This is a genomic window from Carnobacterium maltaromaticum DSM 20342 (assembly GCF_000744945.1).
GTDB lineage: Bacteria > Bacillota > Bacilli > Lactobacillales > Carnobacteriaceae > Carnobacterium > Carnobacterium maltaromaticum.
In genome coordinates this window covers 2,072,204-2,092,966 of record NZ_JQMX01000001.1, presented here as the reverse complement: position 1 = coordinate 2,092,966, position 20,763 = coordinate 2,072,204, and the positions used below count along the sequence as shown (strand labels likewise).

The window sequence follows — 20,763 nt, the reverse complement described above, 5'->3', positions numbered from 1 at the left end:
TTTATAATGATTAAAGTTGTAACGGTATGTGGGAATGGGATTGGGAGTAGCTTGATGCTGAAATTAAAATTAGAAGAAATTGCTAAAGAAAATCAAATTGAAATTGATGCAGAATCGATTGACTCCAATGCAGCAGCAGGGAAAGTCGCGGATTTATTTGTAACAGTCAAAGAGTTTGCCGATGTTTTTAAAGACAATCAAAAAGTTGTATTTACAAGAAGTTATATGAATAAGAAAAAAATTAAAGAAGATGTATTACCAACATTGTTAGAGTTAACGGAAACAAAAAAATAGGGGGCTAAGTAAATGGGGATATTAGAATTTTTAAAAGACGTACTCAGTGAACCGGCGATTTTAATGGGATTGATGGCCATGGTTGGATTAATTGCATTAAAATCACCACTTCATAAAGTGTTGACAGGGACATTAGGTCCAATTCTAGGGTATTTAATGTTGGCGGCTGGTGCTGGAGTTATTTCATCTAATTTAGAGCCGTTGTCTAAAATGATTGAAGTTGGGTTTAAAATCAAGGGAGTAGTGCCAAATAATGAGGCAATTACTTCAGTAGCGCAAGATTTATTAGGTGTCGAGACAATGACAATCTTGATCTTTGGCTTAATTTTCAATCTACTCATTGCTCGCTTTACACGCTATAAATATGTTTTTTTAACTGGTCATCATAGCTTTTTCATGGCGTGTTTATTATCAGCAGTTTTAGGAGCTGTAGGATTTAGCGGTTGGCAAATGATTTTAGTGGGAGGTTTCTTCCTAGGTGCATGGAGCTCAATTTCACCAGCAATTACACAGAAGTTTACTTTGAAGGTGACGGATGGCGATGAAGTAGCGATGGGACATTTTGGTAGTTTAGGCTATTTTGTTGCTGGGGCAATTGGTCAAGCTGTTGGAAAAGGGAGTGCTAGTACCGAAGATATCAAAGTTCCAGAAAAATGGAGTTTTTTAAGAAATACAACCATTTCAACAGCTTTAACAATGGTCGTTTTCTATTTAGTAGCTGCAATTGCAGCAGGACCTGAATTTGTTGCGACTTTATCAAACGGAAAATCGCCTTTTCTTTATGCTATTTTATGCGGCTTGCAGTTTGCCGTTGGTGTAGCGATTGTTTACGCAGGAGTCCGCATGATTTTAGCCGATTTAATTCCAGCTTTCCAAGGGATTGCGACAAAAGTAATTCCGAATGCTGTTCCTGCTGTTGACTGTGCTGTTTTCTTCCCTTATGCACCAACTGCTGTAATCCTAGGTTTTGTTAGTAGCTTTATTGGTGGTTTGCTAGGTATGTTCATTTTAGGGTATGCAGGAAGTGTACTCATTATTCCAGGTTTAGTTCCGCATTTCTTCTGTGGCGCAACTGCAGGTGTTTATGGAAATGCAATGGGTGGTAGACGAGGTGCAATTATTGGCGCGTTTGTGAATGGCCTTGGTTTAGCGTTCTTACCGGCATTACTTTTACCAGTGCTAGGAAGTTTAGGATTTAGTAATACGACGTTTGGCGATATTGATTTTGGTGTTATTGGGATTGTATTAGGTAAAGTGGGTGAATGGATGGGTGCTGTTGGTATCTATGGATTGGTAGCAATCCTACTGATTGTACTAATCTTACCAACAATTATACGTCCATCTAAAATAGCGATTAACAATGGCGAAATGGATGTTGATTAATTAGTTTTATGAAATGAAATGGAGGAATTAAAATGACACAAGAATTAACGATTAAGATTTATGCGGATGGAGCCGAAATTGATAAAATGGTGGAAGCCTATCAATCTGGGAAAATAACTGGTTTTACAACGAATCCTTCCCTGATGAAAAAAGCTGGGATTACTAGTTATACGGAATTCGCGGAAAAAGCAGTCGCAGCAATTCCTGATTTACCTATTTCCTTTGAAGTGTTTGCCGATGATTTTGTGACGATGGAGCAAGAAGCTGAAAAAATAGCTAGCTTTGGGAAAAATGTATATGTGAAAATTCCTATTTCAACAACTAACGGTGAATCTTCAATTCCATTAATTAAAAAACTTTCTGAAAAAGGTCTCTCATTAAATGTGACAGCTATCTTAACAATTGAACAAGTGACAGAAACAGTTGCAGCCTTTAAAGAAGGAACAGAGAATATTGTCTCAGTTTTTGCTGGACGTGCTGCGGATACGGGCGTTGATCCGATGCCGTTAATGCGGAAAGCTGCTGAGATATGTCATAGTAAGCAAGGTACAGAACTTTTATGGGCCAGTTCTCGTGAAGTCTTAAATATTTTTCAGGCGCAAGAAGCAAAAGCGGATATTATCACATGTACACCCGAAATTTTGGCAAAACTACCGATGATTGGGATGGATTTAAAAGAATTGTCCTTAGATACAGTTAAACTATTTAATCGGGATATACGTGCTCTAGGATATTCTATGCTTTAATAGATAGTTAGCTAAAAACTCTACTTAAACGAGATGAAAAAATCGTTTAGGTGGAGTTTTTACATAGTGAAACTTAAAGGATTTAAAAAGTTAGATAAAGAGAGTTTTTGTGTTTAGTTAGGAATTAAAACTAAATTAAGTTGAAAATGAAATCTTAATAATTCATAAATGAAGCTCGAAAGATGATAGGTACAACACCTTGACTAGCTAGTAATGATTTGACACTTGTTTGTAACCAAAAAGAAAATTATAAAGTTGGAAAACTATGCTATACTACAAAAAGTAAGTATAATTGCTAGATAAGATAGTAGCGAAGGAATGTACAGGGGGAAATAAATTTGACTAAAAAAGTTATCCAAACAGCTTTGTTGATTGCGTTATTTGCAACGCCAATTGTCACAACTACAACTGTTTTTGCTGAAGATTTTGATACAAAAATTCAAGAGCAAGATAAAAAAATTAATGAACTTAAAAATGAATCACAAAATACAAAAACCGACTTAGAAAAAATAACAACAAACGTGACTCAAAATGAAGAAAAATCCAAACAAATTTTAGTCGATATGCAAGCGACTCAAAATAAGATGGATACATTGCAACAAGAGAATCAAGAATTGACGGTAAAAATTGATCAACGTGAAGACCAGCTAGAAAAACAAGCTCGTGTTGTTCAAGTAAATGGAGATACGCAAAATTACATAGATTTTGTGTTAGAGGCAAAGTCAATGTCGGATATCATTGGACGGGTAGATGTTGTCGCACAGATGGTTTCAGCTAACCGAGCAATGGTTAAACAACAGGCAGATGACAAAGCGCAAGTCGTAAAACAAGAAAAAGAAGTAGCGAAAAAGAGTGATGAACAAAAGGTTTTAGCAGCAGATTTAGCTAAAACTCAAGAGAAATTGCAAACACAAAAACTAGAAAAAGAATCAATTGTCGCTCAAATAGCAGCAGATACTGCGACCGCAGAAGGCGATAAGAATAAATTTTTAGCCCAAAAAGCAGCAGCAGAAAAAGAAGCTGAAGACTTGAGAATTGCCAAAGTTGCAGCTGACAAAAAAGCGTCTGAAGATGCTGAAGCTGCACGTGTTGTCCAATTAGCTAATGCTAAAGCAGCAGAAGCGGCTAAGAATACAACAGTTGCAGCAGCTCCACCAGCTGAAAATCCACAAGGTGGAGGAACGCCACCTGTTAGTACGGGGGCATACGGGAGACCGACTAATGCTCCAGTGTCTTCTTCTTATGGACCTCGCTCTGGATATGATGCCAATGGATTCCACAAGGGAATTGATTTTGGTGGTGCGGTAGGTACGCCTATTTATGCTTCAATGTCTGGCCGAGTAGTGATTGCCCAATATGACGGGATGCCTGTTTCTGGCTACGGAATTGCAACAGTCATCCAACATGACAATGGAACATGGACTCTCTATGCTCATCAATCATCACAGTCTGTTAAGGTTGGGGATGTTGTGACTAAAGGTCAACAGATTGGTGCAATAGGTGCTACAGGCCAAGTTGATGGCGCACATTTACATTTTGAAATTAGAACGGCTCAAGATGGCGGAATGGGTAATGTTGTTGATCCTGCTCCTTTATTAGGCTTATAAGAGTTGTCCAAAATAAATGTAGCGAAGTAAGAAAAAGTTTTGATTAAAATATAATGAGTTTTAGAAGTATGAATGCCATGCTACTCTAAGGTTTTGGAAGAGAAGCTTGGCATTTATGCTGAAGTAGTTAGATAAAAAAATAAAAAAACAATTGACAGATGCCCAAAAGTTTTCTATACTAGGGTCAATTCAAAAATTTAGTTATGGAGTGAACGGACATGAATCTTTCTAAAAATAATAAACGACAATTGAATAATCGTTACTTTAGCTATTTTAGGTAGGTTTGTAGTCATGTTACTCATGGATGCAAACACAAACACTGTTTGTATCTATGATGGCTAGGGAATTTTAAGTTGACCAAATTCGCCACATAGATTCGTAAGAAAATCTATTGTGGCTTTTATATTTTTTACAAGAGGCGTAGTACCCTTTCGTAAGAGGAGCATCCACTTTAGATTTTTGATAAATCTGAATGGGATGCTTTTTTTGTTAGCTAGGTTCTACTTGTAACGTCACTAAGTTTTATGAAAGTCTGTATTGAGGCTAGTTTTTTTGAATAAGCGAGGAGGAAGTTTAATATGTCAGAAAGAATTACTGGACACACGGAGTTAATTGGTTTATTTGCAACACCGATTCGACATAGCATTTCACCACAAATGCACAATGAATCTTTTGCAAGATTAGGATTAGATTATGCTTATCTAGCATTTGAAGTTGGGAAAGAAGAACTTCCAGCAGCGATTCAATCGATTAAAACATTAGGTATGCGTGGCGCCAATTTATCGATGCCAAACAAACAGCTAGCTTGTCAGTATATGGATCATTTATCACCAGCCGCTAAAATGGCAGGAGCTATTAATACAATCGTCAATGATGATGGAGTTTTAACTGGACATATCACAGATGGTACAGGTTTTATGAGTAGCTTAGAAATGAATGGTATTTCAATTATTGGCAAACAAATGACTATTCTGGGTGCCGGCGGAGCAGCAACTGCGATTCTAATTCAAGCAGTACTTGATGGCGTTGGAAAAATTTCTGTTTTTAATGCGAAAGATGCATTCTTTGCAACAGCAGCTGATAAAATTGCTAGTATTAAAGCGGAAACGGGTTGCGATATTCAGCTACATGATCTAGCGGATGAAGACTTATTACGTCAAGAAATAGCTGCTAGTGCTATACTTGTAAATGCAACAGGAGTAGGAATGAAACCTTTAGAAGGGCAGTCGTTAATTACTGATGCGAGTCTGTTACGTTCAGATTTAGTTGTAGCAGATGTGATTTATACACCTAGTGAAACAGCACTTTTAAAATTAGCGAAGGCACAAGGCTGTCAAACTTTAAATGGTTTAGGCATGCTAATTGGCCAAGGAGCAGCTGCTTTTAAACTATGGACAGGCAAAGAAATGCCAGTAGCAGAAATTAAAGAATTACTATTTTAATTAGATAGATTAAAAATAAAACGGACTAGAAAGCATAGCTTTCTTAAAACAGGAGGAATTATCAATGATTATTATTATGAAATCAGGAGCAACTTTAGAAGAAATTAATGCGGTTGTGTCACGCGTGAAAGAAGAAGGCTTAAATGTACAAATGAACGATGGCGAAGAAAGAATGGTTATTGGCGTCATTGGGGATACAAGTAGAGCACATGATTTACCATTTGCTAGCTACGATGGTGTAGATCGTACAGTTCAAATATCCTCTACCTACAAATTAACCAGTCGTGAATTCCATCCAAGCCCAACGGTTATTGATGTTGGTGGCGTTAAAATTGGTGATGGTAATTTAGTTGTGATGGCAGGACCTTGTTCAGTTGAATCAAGAGAACAAATTATCGAAACAGCTAAAATTGTAAAAGCAGGTGGAGCACAATTCTTGCGTGGTGGAGCATTTAAACCTAGAACGTCCCCTTACGCTTTCCAAGGTTTGAAAGAAGAAGGACTAAAATACATGCGTGAAGCAGCTGATTTAACTGGTTTGAAAGTTATTACTGAAGTCATGGATGTTGAAAACTTGCCATTAGTATGTAAGTACGCAGATATGTTACAAGTTGGAGCACGAAATATGCAAAATTTCCAATTACTTCAAGCGATTGGAAAAACTGGTATGCCTGTAGCTTTAAAACGTGGTATTTCAGGAACGATTGATGAGTGGATTCATGCAGCAGAATACATTGCTAATGAAGGCAACTTTAATATTCTTTTCGTAGAACGTGGAATTCGTTCATACGAACCATACACTCGTAATACATTTGATTTAAGTGCTGTACCGGCAATTAAAAAATTAAGTCACTTCCCAATCATGGTTGATCCAAGTCATGGAACAGGCAGATGGGATATGGTAACACCGATGGCGATGGCAGGAGTTGCTGCTGGGGCGGATGCATTAATGGTTGAGATTCACCCTGAACCAGAAAAAGCATTATCTGATGGACCTCAATCATTAACTCCTGAAAACTACATGGATATGATGAATAAAGTCACAAAACTATCTGCAATGCTGAAAGAAATTTAAATCTAAACAAGTTAGGAGCTGAAAATCAATGGAAATCAAAGTAACATTACCACATCATAGTTATCTTTTACAGATCCAAGCTGGCTTATTAGAGCAATGCGGGGATTGGGTTAAAAGCTTATGGGCACCACAAAGGATTGTAATTGTAACAGACGAAAATGTTCAGAAGCTATATGGTCAGAAAGTTTTAGAAAGTGTGAACGCAGCAGGTTTTGAAGCTAGTTTGGCTGTTGTTCCTGCTGGAGAAACGAGTAAAAACTTGGCTGTAGCAGAAGAACTGTATGAGGCATTTTTAACAGCCGGTTTGACAAGAAGCGATGGTGTGATTGCTTTGGGTGGTGGTGTTATCGGCGATTTAGCTGGATTTGTTGCTTCTACTTACTTGCGAGGATTGCATTTTCTACAAATTCCAACAACGTTGTTAGCGCAAGTTGACAGCAGCATTGGCGGAAAAACCGCAGTTAATTTGAAACAAGGAAAAAATATGGTTGGAACTTTTTCTCAACCAGATGGAGTTTTGATTGATCCTTTAACGCTAAATACGCTAGAGCCAAGACGAGTTCGAGAAGGAATTGCTGAAATTGTAAAATCAGCGGCAATTGCCGATTTAGGTTTGTGGAACTTATTAGCTAGCTTTAAAGATGAAACTGAATTGTTAGAGCATGCTGAAACGGTTATTGCTGCATGTTGTGAAGTTAAGCGTAAGGTTGTAGAAGAAGATGAATTAGACACGGGAAATCGTTTGAAATTAAATTTTGGTCATACTATTGGTCACGGCTTAGAGCAAGTAGCAGGCTACGGAGTTTGTACACATGGTGAGGCAGTTGCAATAGGGATGATTCAAATGAATCAAGTGGCAGAAATGAAGGGCTTAACTGCAGCTGGAACGACAGAAAAGTTAAAACAAATGCTACAAAAATTTCATTTACCAATTGAATGGACACCGTGGGAACCAGAAAAATTAATGGCAGCGATGGTTCATGATAAAAAAGCCAGTGGAGATACAGTTCGAATTATTCAATTAAAAGACATTGGAGAAGCGACTATCGTAAAAATTCCTTTGTCCGAACTAGGTGAGTACGTAAATAAGGTGTGAAAAAAAGTTGTTCGGCTTGGGTAGCAAGTGAAAAGCAGAGGAGGATATAGATTATGAGATATTTAACAGCAGGGGAATCGCATGGTCCTGGATTAACAGCAATTATTGAAGGACTTCCGGCGGGAACGCCGTTATTAACGGAAGATATTAATAAAGAACTAGCTCGTCGTCAAGCAGGATATGGGCGTGGTGGTCGTATGAAAATTGAAAAAGATCAAGCTATTATTACTGCTGGAATTAGACACGGTGAAGCACTAGGCTCTCCGATTGCTTTAACGGTTGAAAATAAAGATTGGAAAAATTGGAAAACAGTGATGAGTATCGAACCAATTGAGGAAGAGAAGGTTGGTCAACGTCGTGTATCTAAACCACGTCCAGGTCATGCTGACTTAGTTGGTGGAATTAAATACGGTCATCGTGATCTAAGAAATATTTTAGAACGCTCAAGTGCTAGAGAAACAACGGTACGTGTGGCTGTTGGCGCGATTGCTAAAAAATTATTACATGAATTAGGTATTGAAGTAGTGGGACATGTTGTTGAAATTGGTGGAGTTCAAGCCAATTTGAAAAATAAATATACCATTGATGAAATACGTGAAGGCTCTGAAAACTCACCTGTTCGTTGCTTAGATCCTGAGGTTGAACAAGAAATGATGGATAAGATTGATGAAGCGAAGAAAAAAGGCGATACAATTGGTGGAGTTGTAGAAGTCGTTGTTGGTGGTGTGCCAGCTGGACTGGGTAGTTATGTTCAATGGGATAAAAAATTAGATGCTAAGATTGCACGAGCAATTGTGAGTATTAATGCTTTTAAAGGCGCTGAATTTGGTGTTGGGTTTGATATGGCTCGTAAACCAGGTAGTGAAGTTATGGATGAAATTCTTTGGGATGAAAATACAGGCTACACGCGTGGGAGCAATAACCTAGGTGGTTTTGAAGGTGGAATGACAAACGGAATGCCGATTGTAGTTCGTGGCGTGATGAAACCCATTCCAACATTATACAAACCGTTAATGAGTGTGGATATTGATACAAAAGAAGAATATAAAGCGAGTATTGAACGCTCAGATAGTTGTGCTGTTCCAGCTGCAAGTGTGGTTGCCGAAGCTGTTGTTGCTTGGGAAGTAGCTGAAGCGGTGTTAGATAAATTTGATGGGGATTCTTTTGAACGGTTGAAAGCTGAAGTTGCTGAATACCGCCGCTATGCGAATAACTTTTAAAGGATAGAATTACTAGGTATCAAGGCTAGTTTTTATGAGCCAGCCCTTCGGAAAAAAGATAAAATCCCCACAAAGTAAAAAGATACTTTGAGTGTATTTTTCTATTTTTCTGCCAGGCCTAAACGGCTCAACAAACTTTTTATCAAGGCTAGTTTTTATGAGCCAACTCTTCGAGAAAAAGATAAAAATTCGAGAGGACAAAAAACGTCCTATCAATTTTTTCTATTTTCTTGCCAGAGCTAAACGGCTCAACAAACTTTTTAGCAAGGGGGTGGAATTGTTGGAAAAGCAGCAAGTTTTGATTGTGGGATTAGGTCTAATAGGGGGCTCAATCGCCTTAGATATAAAAAAGGAACATCCAAATACTGAAATTATTGGTTTAGATATTCAAACAGACTCACTCGTTATGGGGCATAAACTAGGTATAATTGACACAATTGGCACAGATTTGGCTAACGAAGCACCTAAAGCTGATTTAATTATTTTCTGTTGTCCAGTGAAACAAACGGAGCTTCTAATTAAAGAATTAGTTAGGCTCCCTTTAAAAGCATCTGTTTTGGTTACGGATACGGGAAGCACGAAAAGTAGCATTGTTGAAACTGCAGAAATATTGGGGGCTGCCGGGATTGCTTTTATTGGTGGTCATCCAATGGCTGGATCGCATAAGTCAGGTGTAATTGCCGCTAAAATTGACCTTTTTGAAAATGCGTATTATTTATTAACGCCAGCGTCAATGGATGAGCAAAATAAATTAGCTGTTGCCCAACTACAAGAGTGGCTGAAAGGTACAAATGCTAAGTTTATGGTTTTATCTCCACTAGAACATGATGAAATTACAGGTATGTTAAGTCATTTGCCTCATATTATTGCTGCAGGGTTAGTCAATCAAACAACGGAATTTTCTGATATTCATCCTCAAGCACGGCGTTTAGCTGCAGGTGGTTTTAGAGATATGACTAGAATTGCTTCATCCGATCCAGTGATGTGGACGGATATCTTATTAACGAATAAAACTGTGTTGTTAGAGCTTTTAGATGACTGGAAAAGTTCAATTGGAGAAATGATGGGGTATCTTAAAGATGAAAATCATACGGCTATCTACCGCTTTTTTGATGAAGCTAAAGAGACTCGTGATGCGATGCCAATTCATAAAGATGGAGCATTGCCAGCCTTTTTCGATTTATTTGTAGATGTACCTGATTATCCTGGAATTATTTCTGAGGTTACTGGGTATTTAGCCGAGGAAGAAATTAGTGTTATTAATTTGAAAATTTTGGAAACTCGAGAAGATATTAATGGTATCTTACAATTAACGTTCCAAAATCAATCAGATTTAGAGCGTGGTAAAGCTTGTCTAAAAAATAAAAGTAGCTATCGATGCTATGAAAAATAAGTAGGGATTAAATGAAACTAGTAACGAATAAGAACAATTTGAAAGGGACAATAAAAGTTCCTGGCGACAAATCAATGTCTCATCGCAGCATTATGTTTGGTTCAATTGCAGAAGGAACGACACGGATTAAGCATTTCTTACGAGCAGATGACTGTATGAGTACGATTGCTGCTTTTAGAGCACTTGGTGTGGAAATCGAAGAAACTCCAGAAGAAATTATTGTTTATGGTAAAGGTTGGGATGCATTAAAAGCTCCAACCGAAGCTATTGACATTGGAAATTCAGGAACAACGATTCGATTACTGATGGGAATTCTAGCGGGGCGGGATTTTGAAAGCACGCTATTTGGAGACGAATCCATAGCGAAACGTCCGATGAATCGTGTCATGCTTCCATTAAATCAAATGGGTGCTCATTGTGTTGGTAGTCATGAAACTGAATTTCCGCCAGTGACTGTTCGGGGCACAACGTCTTTACATCCAATCAGCTATCAAATGCCAGTCTCCAGTGCGCAAGTGAAAAGTGCCATTTTATTTGCTGCGTTACAAGCCGATGGAGAAACAACCATTATTGAGAAAAAGAAAACACGAGATCATTCAGAGCATATGATTCGTCAATTTGGTGGAGAGATTTTTGTAGATGACTTGACAATTAAAGTTAAAGGGAAGCAAAAATTCACAGGGCAAACGATGACAGTACCTGGCGATATTTCATCCGCAGCGTTCTTTATAGTTGCCGGTTTAATCGCTTCTAATAGCCAGATTTGTTTAACAAATGTGGGCTTAAATCCAACTAGAACCGGAATTATCGACGTCGTTGAGCAAATGGGTGGTAAGTTAACCATTAGCGATGCTAGTCGTGATACAGGGAAACTAGCAGGCACAATCACAGTTGAAACTAGCCAGTTAAAAGGTGTTGAAATTGGTGGAGACTTGATTCCTCGTTTAATTGATGAATTACCTGTAATAGCTTTATTAGCGACTCAAGCAGAAGGCATCACGATTATTAAAGATGCAGCTGAATTAAAAGTGAAAGAAACCAATCGGATTGATGCAGTAGTTCGTGAGTTAACCACATTAGGGGCTAAGATAGAAGCGACTGATGATGGTATGATTATCTATGGAAAAACAAAATTACATGGTGGGAAAGTAACCAGCTATGGTGATCATCGAATCGGAATGATGCTTCAAGTAGCGGCTTTAATTATAGATGATGGTGAAGTTGAATTGGAAAAAGCTGAGGCTGTTTCTGTTTCTTATCCGGAATTCTTTAAGGATATCGTCTCATTGTGTAACTAAAATAGGATCGGGGCTGAATACAAATGGATCAGATTATATTAACGGGTTTTATGGGAGCTGGAAAAACAACCGTTGGAGAGATTCTCTCAGAGTTGACAGCTCTTCCTCAAATTGACATTGATAGTGAAATTATTGCAGAGCAAGGTTGTCCAGTATCGGATATATTTGAACAAAAGGGCGAGCAAGGATTTCGTGATTTAGAGCACCAAAAATTAAAAGAAGTACTTCAAAAAAAAGCGATTATTTCTACCGGTGGTGGAATTGTTTTACGACCTGAGAATCGTGAGGTGCTTAAGAGTTTCTCACCTGTAATCTATTTAAAAACAGATCCAGCAATTTTTTTAGAGCGTTTAGAAGGAGATACTACGAGGCCCTTAGTGCAAGAAAAAACACCTGCTGAAATTCGTGCTATTTTTGAACCACGAATTCAGCTCTATGAGGAGACGGCCGATTTTATCATTGAAACAGATGAGCTAAATCAAGCAGAAGTCGCAGCGGCTATTTTAAAAGTATTAGCTGAGCAATAAAAAGTATATGAACAAGTTGTATCATTAGTGAGGAGGAAAAAGATGAAAGTTGCATATTTAGGTCCAGCTGCTTCGTTTACCCATATGGCTTCTGAAAAAGCCTTTCCTAATGCAGAATTAATTCCAAGTGTAACGATTCCTGATTGCATTAAAGCATTAGAAGACGGAACTGTTGAGAGCGCGATTGTCCCAATTGAAAATACAATTGAAGGAACCGTAAATGTAACCTTAGATTATCTTTTTCACCAAGCAAATATTCCGATTCAAGCAGAGCTCGTTTTACCAATAGCGCAACATTTAATGGTACATCCAGATAATGTTAGTAAATGGCGAGAAGCTGAAAAGGTTCTATCACACCCGCAAGCTTTGGCTCAGTGTGAAACGTATTTGAGTGATGAATTAGACAAGGCAATTCGCGAGGCAACTCCGTCAACAGCCTATGCTGCAAGGCGCGTTGGAGAGCAAGTAGAACCTGTTTTAGCTGCGATTGCTCCGAGGTTATCAGCTAAGGAGTATGGGTTGACGATTGTCGCGGAAGACATTCAAGAACTTGAGCTTAATCAAACGCGTTTTTTAGTGTTAAGCCATCAACCCGTTAAAATAGAGTTGCCTTCGACTAAAGAAAAAATTTCGATAAGCGTTACCTTACCGAATAATATGCCAGGAGCCTTACATAAGGTTTTAGCTGCTTTTAGTTGGCGTCAAATTGACCTTTGTAAAATAGAATCTCGGCCTTTAAAAACGACCCTGGGCGAGTATTTTTTCTTAATTGATTTGTATGTAGGAGATCAAGAAAAACTGATTGATAACGCGATTGAAGAAATTCAGCTAACTGGGTGTAAAACGAAAATATTTGGATGTTATTCCGTCCATACAATCCCAATTAGTTAAAAATAACGATAGATGAAAAGCTCTATTTTAAATACCTTATGGTGTTGACAGGGCTTTTTAATCTGTATGTAAAGTTAAATAACGACTTAATATGCGTTAGTAATTTTTAAATTGTCAGAAAATTCATAATTTTGTTGCATTTTAAAGTTGAACCCTGTATATTAGATACAAGTTCTTTTTTTGATAAGTTAAACATGACAAGAACTTAAGGAATAAAAAAGGGGTCGGGGACAATGAAAGTAAATAAAAAATGGTTTGGTATTGGGCTACTAACGTGTTCAGTTATTTTGGCAGTTGGTTGCTCAAATAATAAGACAGATGACAAAGGTACTACAGCAAGTAGCGACACATCTGAGGGGAAATTAGCTAAAGAGCAAGTATTAAATTTAACAGAAGTTGCGGAATTGCCAACTGGGGATACGGCATTATCAACTGATACTGTTGGGTTTACCGTTTTTAATCAAGTCTTAGAAGGTTTGTATCGCTTAGATAAGGACAGCAAACCAGTTCCAGCATTAGCTAAAGAAGAAGCAACCGTTAGCGAAGACGGATTAACGTATACATTTAAATTACGCGAAGACTCAACATGGTCTAATGGCGATAAAGTTACAGCAAATGATTTTGTTTTTGCTTGGCAACGTGTGGCAAATCCAGAAACAGGTTCACAATATGCCTACTTGCTTGAAGGTGTTGAAAATGCCGAAGCAATTATATCTGGTGAAAAAACTCCCGATACATTGGGGGTTAAAGCAGTTACTGATTATGAATTTGAAGTGAAGATGGAAAAACCAGTGCCTTATTTTATTTCATTAATGGCCTTTCCAACGTTTTTCCCACAAAATGAAAAATTTGTGACAGAGAAAAAAGACAAATATGGTACTTCGGCAGATACTATGATTTTTAATGGTCCATTCATTTTTAAAGATTGGGATGGAACTAATTTATCTTGGAAGTATGAAAAAAATCCTAATTATTGGGATGCTGAAAATGTGAAATTAACTGAAATCAATGTAGATGTTGTGAAAGAAACAGCGACTGCTTTGAATTTATATGATGCAGGCAATTTAGATCGTGTACTATTAACTGGTGAATACGCGAAGCAATTCCGTGATACTCCAGAGTATAAGATTACAACGGAAGCTCGTTCTGCTTATATGCAATATAACCAATTACGCGAGGGCAAGAAAACTATTTTTGCCAATGAGAATATGCGTAAGGCTGTAGCTTATTCCTATGATCAAGATTTATTAGCAAATGAAATTCTGGCAAATGGTTCACAAATCTTAACTGGTTTAGTTCCTGCTGATTTAGCAGCAAATCCAAAAACAGGTGAAGATTTCCGCAAAGAATCAGGAGATTATTTACAGTTTAATCAAAAAGAAGCTAAAAAATATTGGGAATTAGCTAAAAAAGATTTAGGCGTTGATAAGGTTGAATTTGACTTAATTGCAGATGATGATGAATCCAATAAGAAAATTAGTGCTTTCTTGAAGGATCAAATTGAAACTAGCCTGCCAGGAACAACAGTAAATGTTCGTTCATTGCCATTTAAAGTTCGTTTAGAGGTAGCAACAAATCAAGAATACGATTTACAACAAGGTGGATGGGGCGCAGATTTTGCTGATCCTGTGAACTTTATTGACTTACTACAAACAGATGGTGCTTATAATCGTTCAGGGTATAGTAATAAGGAGTATGACGCTTTATTGGCAGATTCAAAAGGCAAAAATGCGAATAACCCAGAAGCTCGTTGGGAAAACTTATTAGATGCTGAGAAAATTTTGTTAGATGATGCAGGTGTGTCTCCAATGTTCCAAAGAGCAGCAGCTAGCTTACAAAAACCGTATGTAAAAGGTATTTACTCTCATCAAGTTGGAGCACAGTTTACGTACAAAAATGCTTATATTGAAGAACATGAGTAAGAAGATAATTTAAGAATACAAAAGACCGGCTTTGTATATAGCGGTCTTTTTGTATTAGGATCTTTTTATACTGCCAGTTCTTATGAGCCAACTTTTTGAAGTAAAAAGCTACTTTGTGTATATTTTCTTATCTTTTTATCAGAGCTAACCGGTTCAACAAACTTTTTATACAGGAGGCAACGAATATGCGTTTAATTAACATTGAAACTTATACACCAGGAACAAATACTGTTCCAACTGACTTGATTTATCCGCTGGATCATACACAGGCGACAAAAACAGAATTAGAAGAAATTTCGCTAGCGACTGTTGCTTTTTATCAAAAAATAGCGACTGAACTTGGCTTAACAGATTTTGCTTCTTTGCAGGGGGTTGCAGTCTTTCCAAAAACGATAACGGACCCACGAGCAGATATCCATTTACATTTTATTCGAGGAGGGACTCGGGTGGCACCTGTTCTTCAACCGGAACAACAAGCAACGAACTTAGATGAAGAAAAAGGTTGGTTAATAGAAAAAATGGGTGATAAAGAACTTACTATTTATTTAACGATACCAACAAATAATATTTATCGACAATTACGTTATCTGTCACTAACTGAATGTCTTTATTTTTTTAAGGCTAATATAATAAAGCAACTTCAACAATAAAAAAGCTCAAAAGTAAGGATGGGTTGTTAACCGCAACATTACTTTTGAGAACTTAATTATCTAAAAAATTCCCACTTTTCTATAAAGGAAAAGTGGGGATTTTGTTTAGCCGCCAATTAAGAAGTCTAAGACGTTCCACCCATCAGAAGTTTGGGCTTTGTATAGTTCAGTAAAGCCACAATCATGGCAACTAATTGTAATAAATTTTTTATTTTGTACATCGAATATTTTAGCAAAATTGCCACCTGTTGCTTGAAATTGATCATGTTCATAAGAGTGGCAGCCACATTTTTCGCAAATATATTGTTTTTTATCCATTGTTCAGTAAACTCCTTTATTTGTTTTTCTAAAATTAGTTTACCATAGTAAAGGTTTCTTGTTATCCGTCTAAAGGTTGATGTTTTTCTCCGTACTAAGATGGTTTTTAGTTCTTTTTATTTTTATGATGAATTATGAAGTTTCATGTGTTGCTTAATGGACTAGAAATAGCATACTATGAAAGGGATAAGTTAATTATTTCTTAGTGTATTCGAAAGGTTATTCATAGTTGTTTGATTTTTTTAGTTGGAGTGTTACCAGGGGGAGTGAGTTATGTTAAAGAAAACAAATAAAATTAGATTTCAATTGCAACAAGTTGGTAGTTACTTAAGTGGGATGATTATGCCAAACATTGGTGCTTTTATTGCGTGGGGACTTATTACGGCGCTATTTATACCGGCAGGCTGGTTTCCTAATGTAAAGATTGCAGCGCTTATTGAACCCATAATGGTTTATTTATTGCCTATTTTGATTGGATATACAGGAGGAAAGCTGGTTTTTGGGACACGAGGTGCGGTTGTGGCCACACTAGCAACGACAGGCTTAATTGTAGGAGCAGAGATGCCAATGTTGATGGGGGCTATGGTAATGGGGCCAGTCGCAGCTTGGTTATTAAAGTCTTTTGATAAGCTCATCACTGGAAAAGTTCCAACAGGTTTTGAAATGTTAGTGAACAATTTTTCCGCCGGAGTTATGGGAATGTTGCTAGCGATAACCTCGTTATTTGCTGTCGGACCAGCAATGGAATACTTGAATGGGTTGATGGTCAACGGAATTAATTACTTGGTTCACCATCAATTATTATCATTGATCAGTCTGTTAGTAGAACCAGGGAAAGTTCTATTTTTAAATAATGCAATTAATCACGTTGCACTAGGACCATTGGGAATCGAGCAAGCGACTGAAACAGGAAAGTCAATTTTATTTTTAATTGAGGCTAATCCAGGACCAGGATTAGGAATTTTGTTGGCCTATACTTTTTTTGGAGTGGGAAGTATGAAACAAACAGCTCCTGGAGCAGTCATTATTCAACTTTTTGGAGGAATACATGAAATCTATTTTCCTTATATATTAATGAAACCAGCACTAATCCTAAGTGCCATTTCAGGGGGAATAGTCGGAATTCTGACTTTTTCATTGTTTAATGTGGGATTAGTAGGACCGGTATCACCAGGTAGTATTCTAGCTATTTTAACATTGACGCCTCGCGGTGATTATTTAGGCATTATAGCAGGAATACTGACAGCAGCTACCGTTTCATTTAGCATTTCTGTTTTGATAATTAAGTTTTCAAAAGTGAGTCTAGAAATTGCTGTAAGTACTAAAAAGCAAATGGGTGAATTAAAAAGAGTCAGCAAACCCTCAAAAAGTGAAACTGAAACAACAAATGAGGTGAAGAAGCTCAAGCAAACAAGTGAGTTTCCTGAAATAGTAAATAAAATTATTTTTGCCTATGATGTTGAAATTGGAACAAGTGCAATGGGGGCGTCTATTTTAAGGAAAAAGATGCAGGAAGCAGGGATGAAAATTGAGATTAATCATGCCTTAATTGATCAAATTTCAAAAGATAGTGGAACTATTATAATCACGCAACAAGAATTAACGTTACAAGCACTCAAAAAATTTCCCGAAAGCTACCATATATCAGTGGTAAGTTTTATGAAAAATATGGAGTATGATGCATTGATAAAAAAATTAAGCTAATTCGATAAAATAGGAGGGAAAAGATGTATTTATCAGCTAGAGCACGTTTGATTTTAGAATTTTTGTTAATGAATAAGGCTAATGTAACTAATGCTGTATTGGCATCTGAATTAGATGTTAGCGAACGAACGGTACGACGAGACTTACATGAAGTTGAAGCAATACTTGATACGTTCCAACTAAAGTTAAGCAAGGAAAATAGTCAATTAAGTATTATCGGGACAGAAATAAATCGTCAGAATTTTAAATGGCAGCTATTAGATCTTGCTCATAATGAGTTTACACCTTTAGAACGTCAAAACTTTATTTTAAAAACATTGTTGCGTGAAACAGAGCCACTTAAGTTAATGGCATTAGCTACTGATTTGAGTGTCACGATTTCAACTATTAGTAGTGATTTAGTGAAGTTGGAGGAAGTTTTAGGGAAGGATGTTAGTATCGAACGTAAACGAGGTTCAGGTATACGTTTAAAAGCTAGTGAAAATAAAAAGCGTGAAATGATGAGTGATTTATTTGGATCAGCACTTCCCAAAAATACTCTTTACCACTACTTCAATCAGCAAATGGAGGAAGCCGAAGTACAAAGTATGATCGAAGATAAGTTGCTTAACTTACTAGATGCAAATTTGTTAAATCGGGTTGAACAAGTCGTACGTGAATGGCGCACGGGTCTAAAGAATAGTGTGACAGATGATGCTTACTTAACTCTAATCGTGCATATTACAATTTCAATTGAACGTTTGTTAAACGGACAACATTTAGTGACGGTACCAGCGAATCTAGTTGAAGCGATTGATTACCCAGAGTATCAGATAGCCAAAGCCTTATTGGCAGAATGTCTTGAAATGGAAGAAAGTGTGGTACCACTTGGGGAAGTAGCCTATGTAACTATGCATTTACGTGGCGTTAAGTTTCAAACTGAAAAAATTGATTTAGCTGGAATTGAAGGAATCCAAGCTGTTACGCTTGCGAATCACTTAATAACAAGAATAGCAGATGAAATACATTATCCTTTAACAGATCCAGCTCTATTCAAGGGCTTAGTGGCACATTTACGTTCGGCATTAAGGCGTTTAGATCAAGATATGCGGATTCAAAACCCGTTGATAGATTCGATAAAAAAAGATTATCCTGATTTGTTTCAACTTGTACGAAATGCATTCGATGAGGGGTATCCTCGTAAAAATGCACCAGATGAAGAAATCGGCTATTTAGTTTTGCATTTTGGGTCAGCAATTCTACAAGTGAAAAAACAAGAGGTTTTCAGTGGCTTGGTGGTTTGCTCTAGCGGAATCGGAACATCAAAAATGCTTATGACACGTTTGCAACAAGCATTACCACAGTTGAAAAAGTTAAAGAGTACATCACTTTTTGAAATGCTCCATCATGAAGTCGCAAGTTCCTATGATGTGATTGTGTCAACAATTGATCTAGGGAAGGTTGATTTCGATTATTTTTTAGTCAGTCCGATTTTATCCGAGGCTGAAATTATCCAAATTGATGTTTATTTGCAAAAAAAACAAGGTGTTTTACCGAAATATCCAATTAAAGAAGCTGAAAAATTTAATTTACAAGGATCGATTCATCATTTTGAAAAATTAGAAGAGCAGGTTGGAACAGTATTAGCTCTTTTAAAGACATTTCAAGTTTTCCCAATTCAGCAAGTTGTCAAAAATATTGAAGAAGTTAGCGAAGTGATTACTAAGGTGATTTACCAAAACCAGCCAAAATCAAGAATGGACTATTTAATCAATGCTTTGACTGTAGAAGAGCAGCAAGGTGGAGTCGGTATTCCAGGGACTACTTTGGCCTTATTCTTTATTCGTAATGAAATGATTTCCCGGCCTTTATTTCAAATTTTTACACTAAGAAACCATGTGAGGCTTCAGGCAACAGATAAAACTGAAATTGAAATTTCAACAGTATTGGTTTTGTTAGCACCAGAAAAATTAGCTACTGGTAGCATTGATATTTTAAGTAGACTTAGCACTTTAATGATTGAAAGTGATGAGGTGATTCAAAGTTTTGAATCAGGGGATAGAAATAAAATTACCTCTTTAGTGATTCAAAAACTACACCAATTTATCGATAGTTAATCATATTATTTTATTATAAAAAAAGCATTAAGATTTGATCCGACTCCGAAAAACTAGATTTTTGGGGTCGGATTAAAAAAAACTGTTTTTTATTTAGAGGAATCCGAAACTAAGGACATAAGTACATCAAAAATCATTATCACCGCTGAGTCGTAAGCATCATGATTTAAGCTTTGCGAATGATCATCCCTAATTTCGAATTGAGCATCAAGCAATTGTCTATAGTTAACAGATTGCTTTGATCCAAGAAAGCCAATCATTATTACTTTTTTTTCTTTAACATAGTCTATTTTTTTTAATAAAGATTCAGTTGCGGAGTGTCTATTAAATACAAGAATTAACATTGTTTCATTTAAATTTTTTTCAAAATTCAATAGGGTATCTTTGCTACTTGAAACAAGTACTCGAAAACCTTTTGATTGTAATTTAGCAGCGATATAAGTGATGAATGCATCTGATTCATCGCCAATTATTTGAACGACGTGACTTGTTGTTAAGGACTGTGTAAATACAGTTACATCTCGAATAGACAGCGCATCTAATGTATCTTGGTAGTCCTTCATGTACATAGTAAAATGGTTATTTAAATTAGCACTCAATAGTTGTGTTGCTTCAGTTGGGGAATGGTCAGTATACTCTATGCGTAACTTTTCTGTAAAGGCAGTATAGCCACTAAAACCTAATTTTTTACATAAACGAATAATAGTTGCTGTCGAAGTTGTTAATTCTTTGGCAACCATGCGAATGCTACAAGGTTGTTCATTTTGGCTATCAGATAGTAAAAAAGCTAAAATTTCATGTTCAATTTGGCTTAGATTTTGCCCTTTAGAGTAGTCAAAATAATGTTGGTGTGTCAGAAAAATCACTTCTTTCTCCTTTTATCTTATAGGGATAGTATACCATAGCAAATCGAAGGGATAACAATCGAAATAGGAGTTGGTTTGAATTGCTCTAAAAAAGGAACTTTTTGTTAAAGATCAATTTAAAAGAGCTATTTTGATAAAAGTTCCTTTTTTTAGTTCGTTATAAAATATAGGGTATAATCAAGAATGAGATTTTTAAAGAGTCGACTAATAAATAGATTTAAAGGAGTTAGATAAT

At 36.7% G+C, this 20,763-nt stretch carries 18 protein-coding genes; 16 read left to right on the top strand and 2 right to left on the bottom strand.

Annotated features, from left to right (window positions below):
• Positions 1–6 precede the first annotated feature (6 nt).
• From BR77_RS09870 to BR77_RS09805, 14 genes are all read left to right on the top strand, one after another.
• A complete protein-coding gene (locus BR77_RS09870) occupies positions 7–294 on the top strand; it encodes a PTS sugar transporter subunit IIB (RefSeq protein ID WP_010053631.1) in 288 nt (95 codons plus the stop codon).
• Between the two features lie 12 nt (positions 295–306).
• Positions 307–1,677, top strand: a complete 1,371-nt coding sequence (locus tag BR77_RS09865) for a PTS ascorbate transporter subunit IIC (protein ID WP_015075294.1) — start codon at positions 307–309, stop codon at positions 1,675–1,677.
• A gap of 32 nt (positions 1,678–1,709) precedes the next feature.
• Positions 1,710–2,423: a transaldolase gene (locus BR77_RS09860; protein WP_035064782.1), complete on the top strand. Its 714-nt coding sequence runs from the start codon at positions 1,710–1,712 to the stop codon at positions 2,421–2,423.
• Between the two features lie 338 nt (positions 2,424–2,761).
• Positions 2,762–4,030 carry a murein hydrolase activator EnvC family protein gene (locus tag BR77_RS09855; protein WP_015075295.1) on the top strand — a complete coding sequence of 423 codons (1,269 nt, stop codon included), beginning with the start codon at positions 2,762–2,764 and terminating at the stop codon, positions 4,028–4,030.
• Positions 4,031–4,608: 578 nt separating this feature from the next.
• Entirely contained in the window at positions 4,609–5,472 is an 864-nt protein-coding gene (locus BR77_RS09850) for a shikimate dehydrogenase (protein WP_015075296.1), read from the top strand.
• 64 nt (positions 5,473–5,536) lie between these two features.
• Positions 5,537–6,547 (top strand): 3-deoxy-7-phosphoheptulonate synthase, encoded by a 1,011-nt coding sequence (gene aroF, locus BR77_RS09845; RefSeq protein ID WP_015075297.1) that lies wholly within the window; start codon positions 5,537–5,539, stop codon positions 6,545–6,547.
• Between the two features lie 28 nt (positions 6,548–6,575).
• On the top strand, positions 6,576–7,643 hold the full coding sequence (gene aroB, locus BR77_RS09840; RefSeq protein ID WP_015075298.1) for a 3-dehydroquinate synthase: 1,068 nt from the start codon (positions 6,576–6,578) through the stop codon (positions 7,641–7,643).
• Positions 7,644–7,696: 53 nt separating this feature from the next.
• A complete protein-coding gene (aroC, locus tag BR77_RS09835) occupies positions 7,697–8,863 on the top strand; it encodes a chorismate synthase (RefSeq protein WP_010053641.1) in 1,167 nt (388 codons plus the stop codon).
• A gap of 277 nt (positions 8,864–9,140) precedes the next feature.
• Positions 9,141–10,256 (top strand): prephenate dehydrogenase, encoded by a 1,116-nt coding sequence (locus BR77_RS09830; protein ID WP_016356307.1) that lies wholly within the window; start codon positions 9,141–9,143, stop codon positions 10,254–10,256.
• Positions 10,257–10,267: 11 nt separating this feature from the next.
• Positions 10,268–11,554 (top strand): 3-phosphoshikimate 1-carboxyvinyltransferase, encoded by a 1,287-nt coding sequence (gene aroA, locus BR77_RS09825; RefSeq protein ID WP_010053644.1) that lies wholly within the window; start codon positions 10,268–10,270, stop codon positions 11,552–11,554.
• A 23-nt stretch (positions 11,555–11,577) separates the two neighbouring features.
• Positions 11,578–12,081 carry a shikimate kinase gene (locus BR77_RS09820; RefSeq protein ID WP_015075300.1) on the top strand — a complete coding sequence of 168 codons (504 nt, stop codon included), beginning with the start codon at positions 11,578–11,580 and terminating at the stop codon, positions 12,079–12,081.
• Positions 12,082–12,123: 42 nt separating this feature from the next.
• Positions 12,124–12,972 carry a prephenate dehydratase gene (pheA, locus tag BR77_RS09815; RefSeq protein WP_015075301.1) on the top strand — a complete coding sequence of 283 codons (849 nt, stop codon included), beginning with the start codon at positions 12,124–12,126 and terminating at the stop codon, positions 12,970–12,972.
• A 233-nt stretch (positions 12,973–13,205) separates the two neighbouring features.
• Positions 13,206–14,894 carry a peptide ABC transporter substrate-binding protein gene (locus BR77_RS09810; RefSeq protein WP_010053647.1) on the top strand — a complete coding sequence of 563 codons (1,689 nt, stop codon included), beginning with the start codon at positions 13,206–13,208 and terminating at the stop codon, positions 14,892–14,894.
• A gap of 185 nt (positions 14,895–15,079) precedes the next feature.
• Positions 15,080–15,544 carry a hypothetical protein gene (locus BR77_RS09805; RefSeq protein ID WP_015075302.1) on the top strand — a complete coding sequence of 155 codons (465 nt, stop codon included), beginning with the start codon at positions 15,080–15,082 and terminating at the stop codon, positions 15,542–15,544.
• A gap of 105 nt (positions 15,545–15,649) precedes the next feature.
• On the opposite strand, the gene BR77_RS09800 is transcribed toward BR77_RS09805, so the two are convergent.
• Positions 15,650–15,862: a zinc ribbon domain-containing protein gene (locus BR77_RS09800; RefSeq protein ID WP_015075303.1), complete on the bottom strand. Its 213-nt coding sequence runs from the start codon at positions 15,860–15,862 to the stop codon at positions 15,650–15,652.
• A 273-nt stretch (positions 15,863–16,135) separates the two neighbouring features.
• Between BR77_RS09800 and BR77_RS09795 the strand changes: the two genes are divergently transcribed.
• Complete coding sequence (locus BR77_RS09795) at positions 16,136–17,566, top strand: PTS mannitol transporter subunit IIBC (protein WP_015075304.1); 1,431 nt, start codon at positions 16,136–16,138, stop codon at positions 17,564–17,566.
• Between the two features lie 23 nt (positions 17,567–17,589).
• The gene (locus BR77_RS09790; protein ID WP_010053655.1) at positions 17,590–19,662 is read left to right on the top strand and encodes a BglG family transcription antiterminator; all 2,073 of its coding nucleotides are present in this window, start codon (positions 17,590–17,592) and stop codon (positions 19,660–19,662) included.
• 89 nt (positions 19,663–19,751) lie between these two features.
• On the opposite strand, the gene BR77_RS09785 is transcribed toward BR77_RS09790, so the two are convergent.
• A complete protein-coding gene (locus tag BR77_RS09785; protein WP_035064778.1) occupies positions 19,752–20,528 on the bottom strand; it encodes a MurR/RpiR family transcriptional regulator in 777 nt (258 codons plus the stop codon).
• Between the last annotated feature and the right edge of the window lie 235 nt (positions 20,529–20,763).

What these genes read in the sequence shown, in the direction of transcription:
- BR77_RS09870 (WP_010053631.1), top strand. Translation starts at nt 7, where the DNA reads ATGATTAAAGTTGTAACGGTATGTGGGAATGGGATTGGGAGTAGCTTG.
- BR77_RS09865 (WP_015075294.1), top strand. Translation starts at nt 307, where the DNA reads ATGGGGATATTAGAATTTTTAAAAGACGTACTCAGTGAACCGGCGATT.
- BR77_RS09860 (WP_035064782.1), top strand. Translation starts at nt 1,710, where the DNA reads ATGACACAAGAATTAACGATTAAGATTTATGCGGATGGAGCCGAAATT.
- BR77_RS09850 (WP_015075296.1), top strand. Translation starts at nt 4,609, where the DNA reads ATGTCAGAAAGAATTACTGGACACACGGAGTTAATTGGTTTATTTGCA.
- aroF (WP_015075297.1), top strand. Translation starts at nt 5,537, where the DNA reads ATGATTATTATTATGAAATCAGGAGCAACTTTAGAAGAAATTAATGCG.
- aroB (WP_015075298.1), top strand. Translation starts at nt 6,576, where the DNA reads ATGGAAATCAAAGTAACATTACCACATCATAGTTATCTTTTACAGATC.
- aroC (WP_010053641.1), top strand. Translation starts at nt 7,697, where the DNA reads ATGAGATATTTAACAGCAGGGGAATCGCATGGTCCTGGATTAACAGCA.
- aroA (WP_010053644.1), top strand. Translation starts at nt 10,268, where the DNA reads ATGAAACTAGTAACGAATAAGAACAATTTGAAAGGGACAATAAAAGTT.
- BR77_RS09820 (WP_015075300.1), top strand. Translation starts at nt 11,578, where the DNA reads ATGGATCAGATTATATTAACGGGTTTTATGGGAGCTGGAAAAACAACC.
- pheA (WP_015075301.1), top strand. Translation starts at nt 12,124, where the DNA reads ATGAAAGTTGCATATTTAGGTCCAGCTGCTTCGTTTACCCATATGGCT.
- BR77_RS09810 (WP_010053647.1), top strand. Translation starts at nt 13,206, where the DNA reads ATGAAAGTAAATAAAAAATGGTTTGGTATTGGGCTACTAACGTGTTCA.
- BR77_RS09805 (WP_015075302.1), top strand. Translation starts at nt 15,080, where the DNA reads ATGCGTTTAATTAACATTGAAACTTATACACCAGGAACAAATACTGTT.
- BR77_RS09800 (WP_015075303.1), bottom strand. Translation starts at nt 15,862, where the DNA reads ATGGATAAAAAACAATATATTTGCGAAAAATGTGGCTGCCACTCTTAT.
- BR77_RS09795 (WP_015075304.1), top strand. Translation starts at nt 16,136, where the DNA reads ATGTTAAAGAAAACAAATAAAATTAGATTTCAATTGCAACAAGTTGGT.
- BR77_RS09790 (WP_010053655.1), top strand. Translation starts at nt 17,590, where the DNA reads ATGTATTTATCAGCTAGAGCACGTTTGATTTTAGAATTTTTGTTAATG.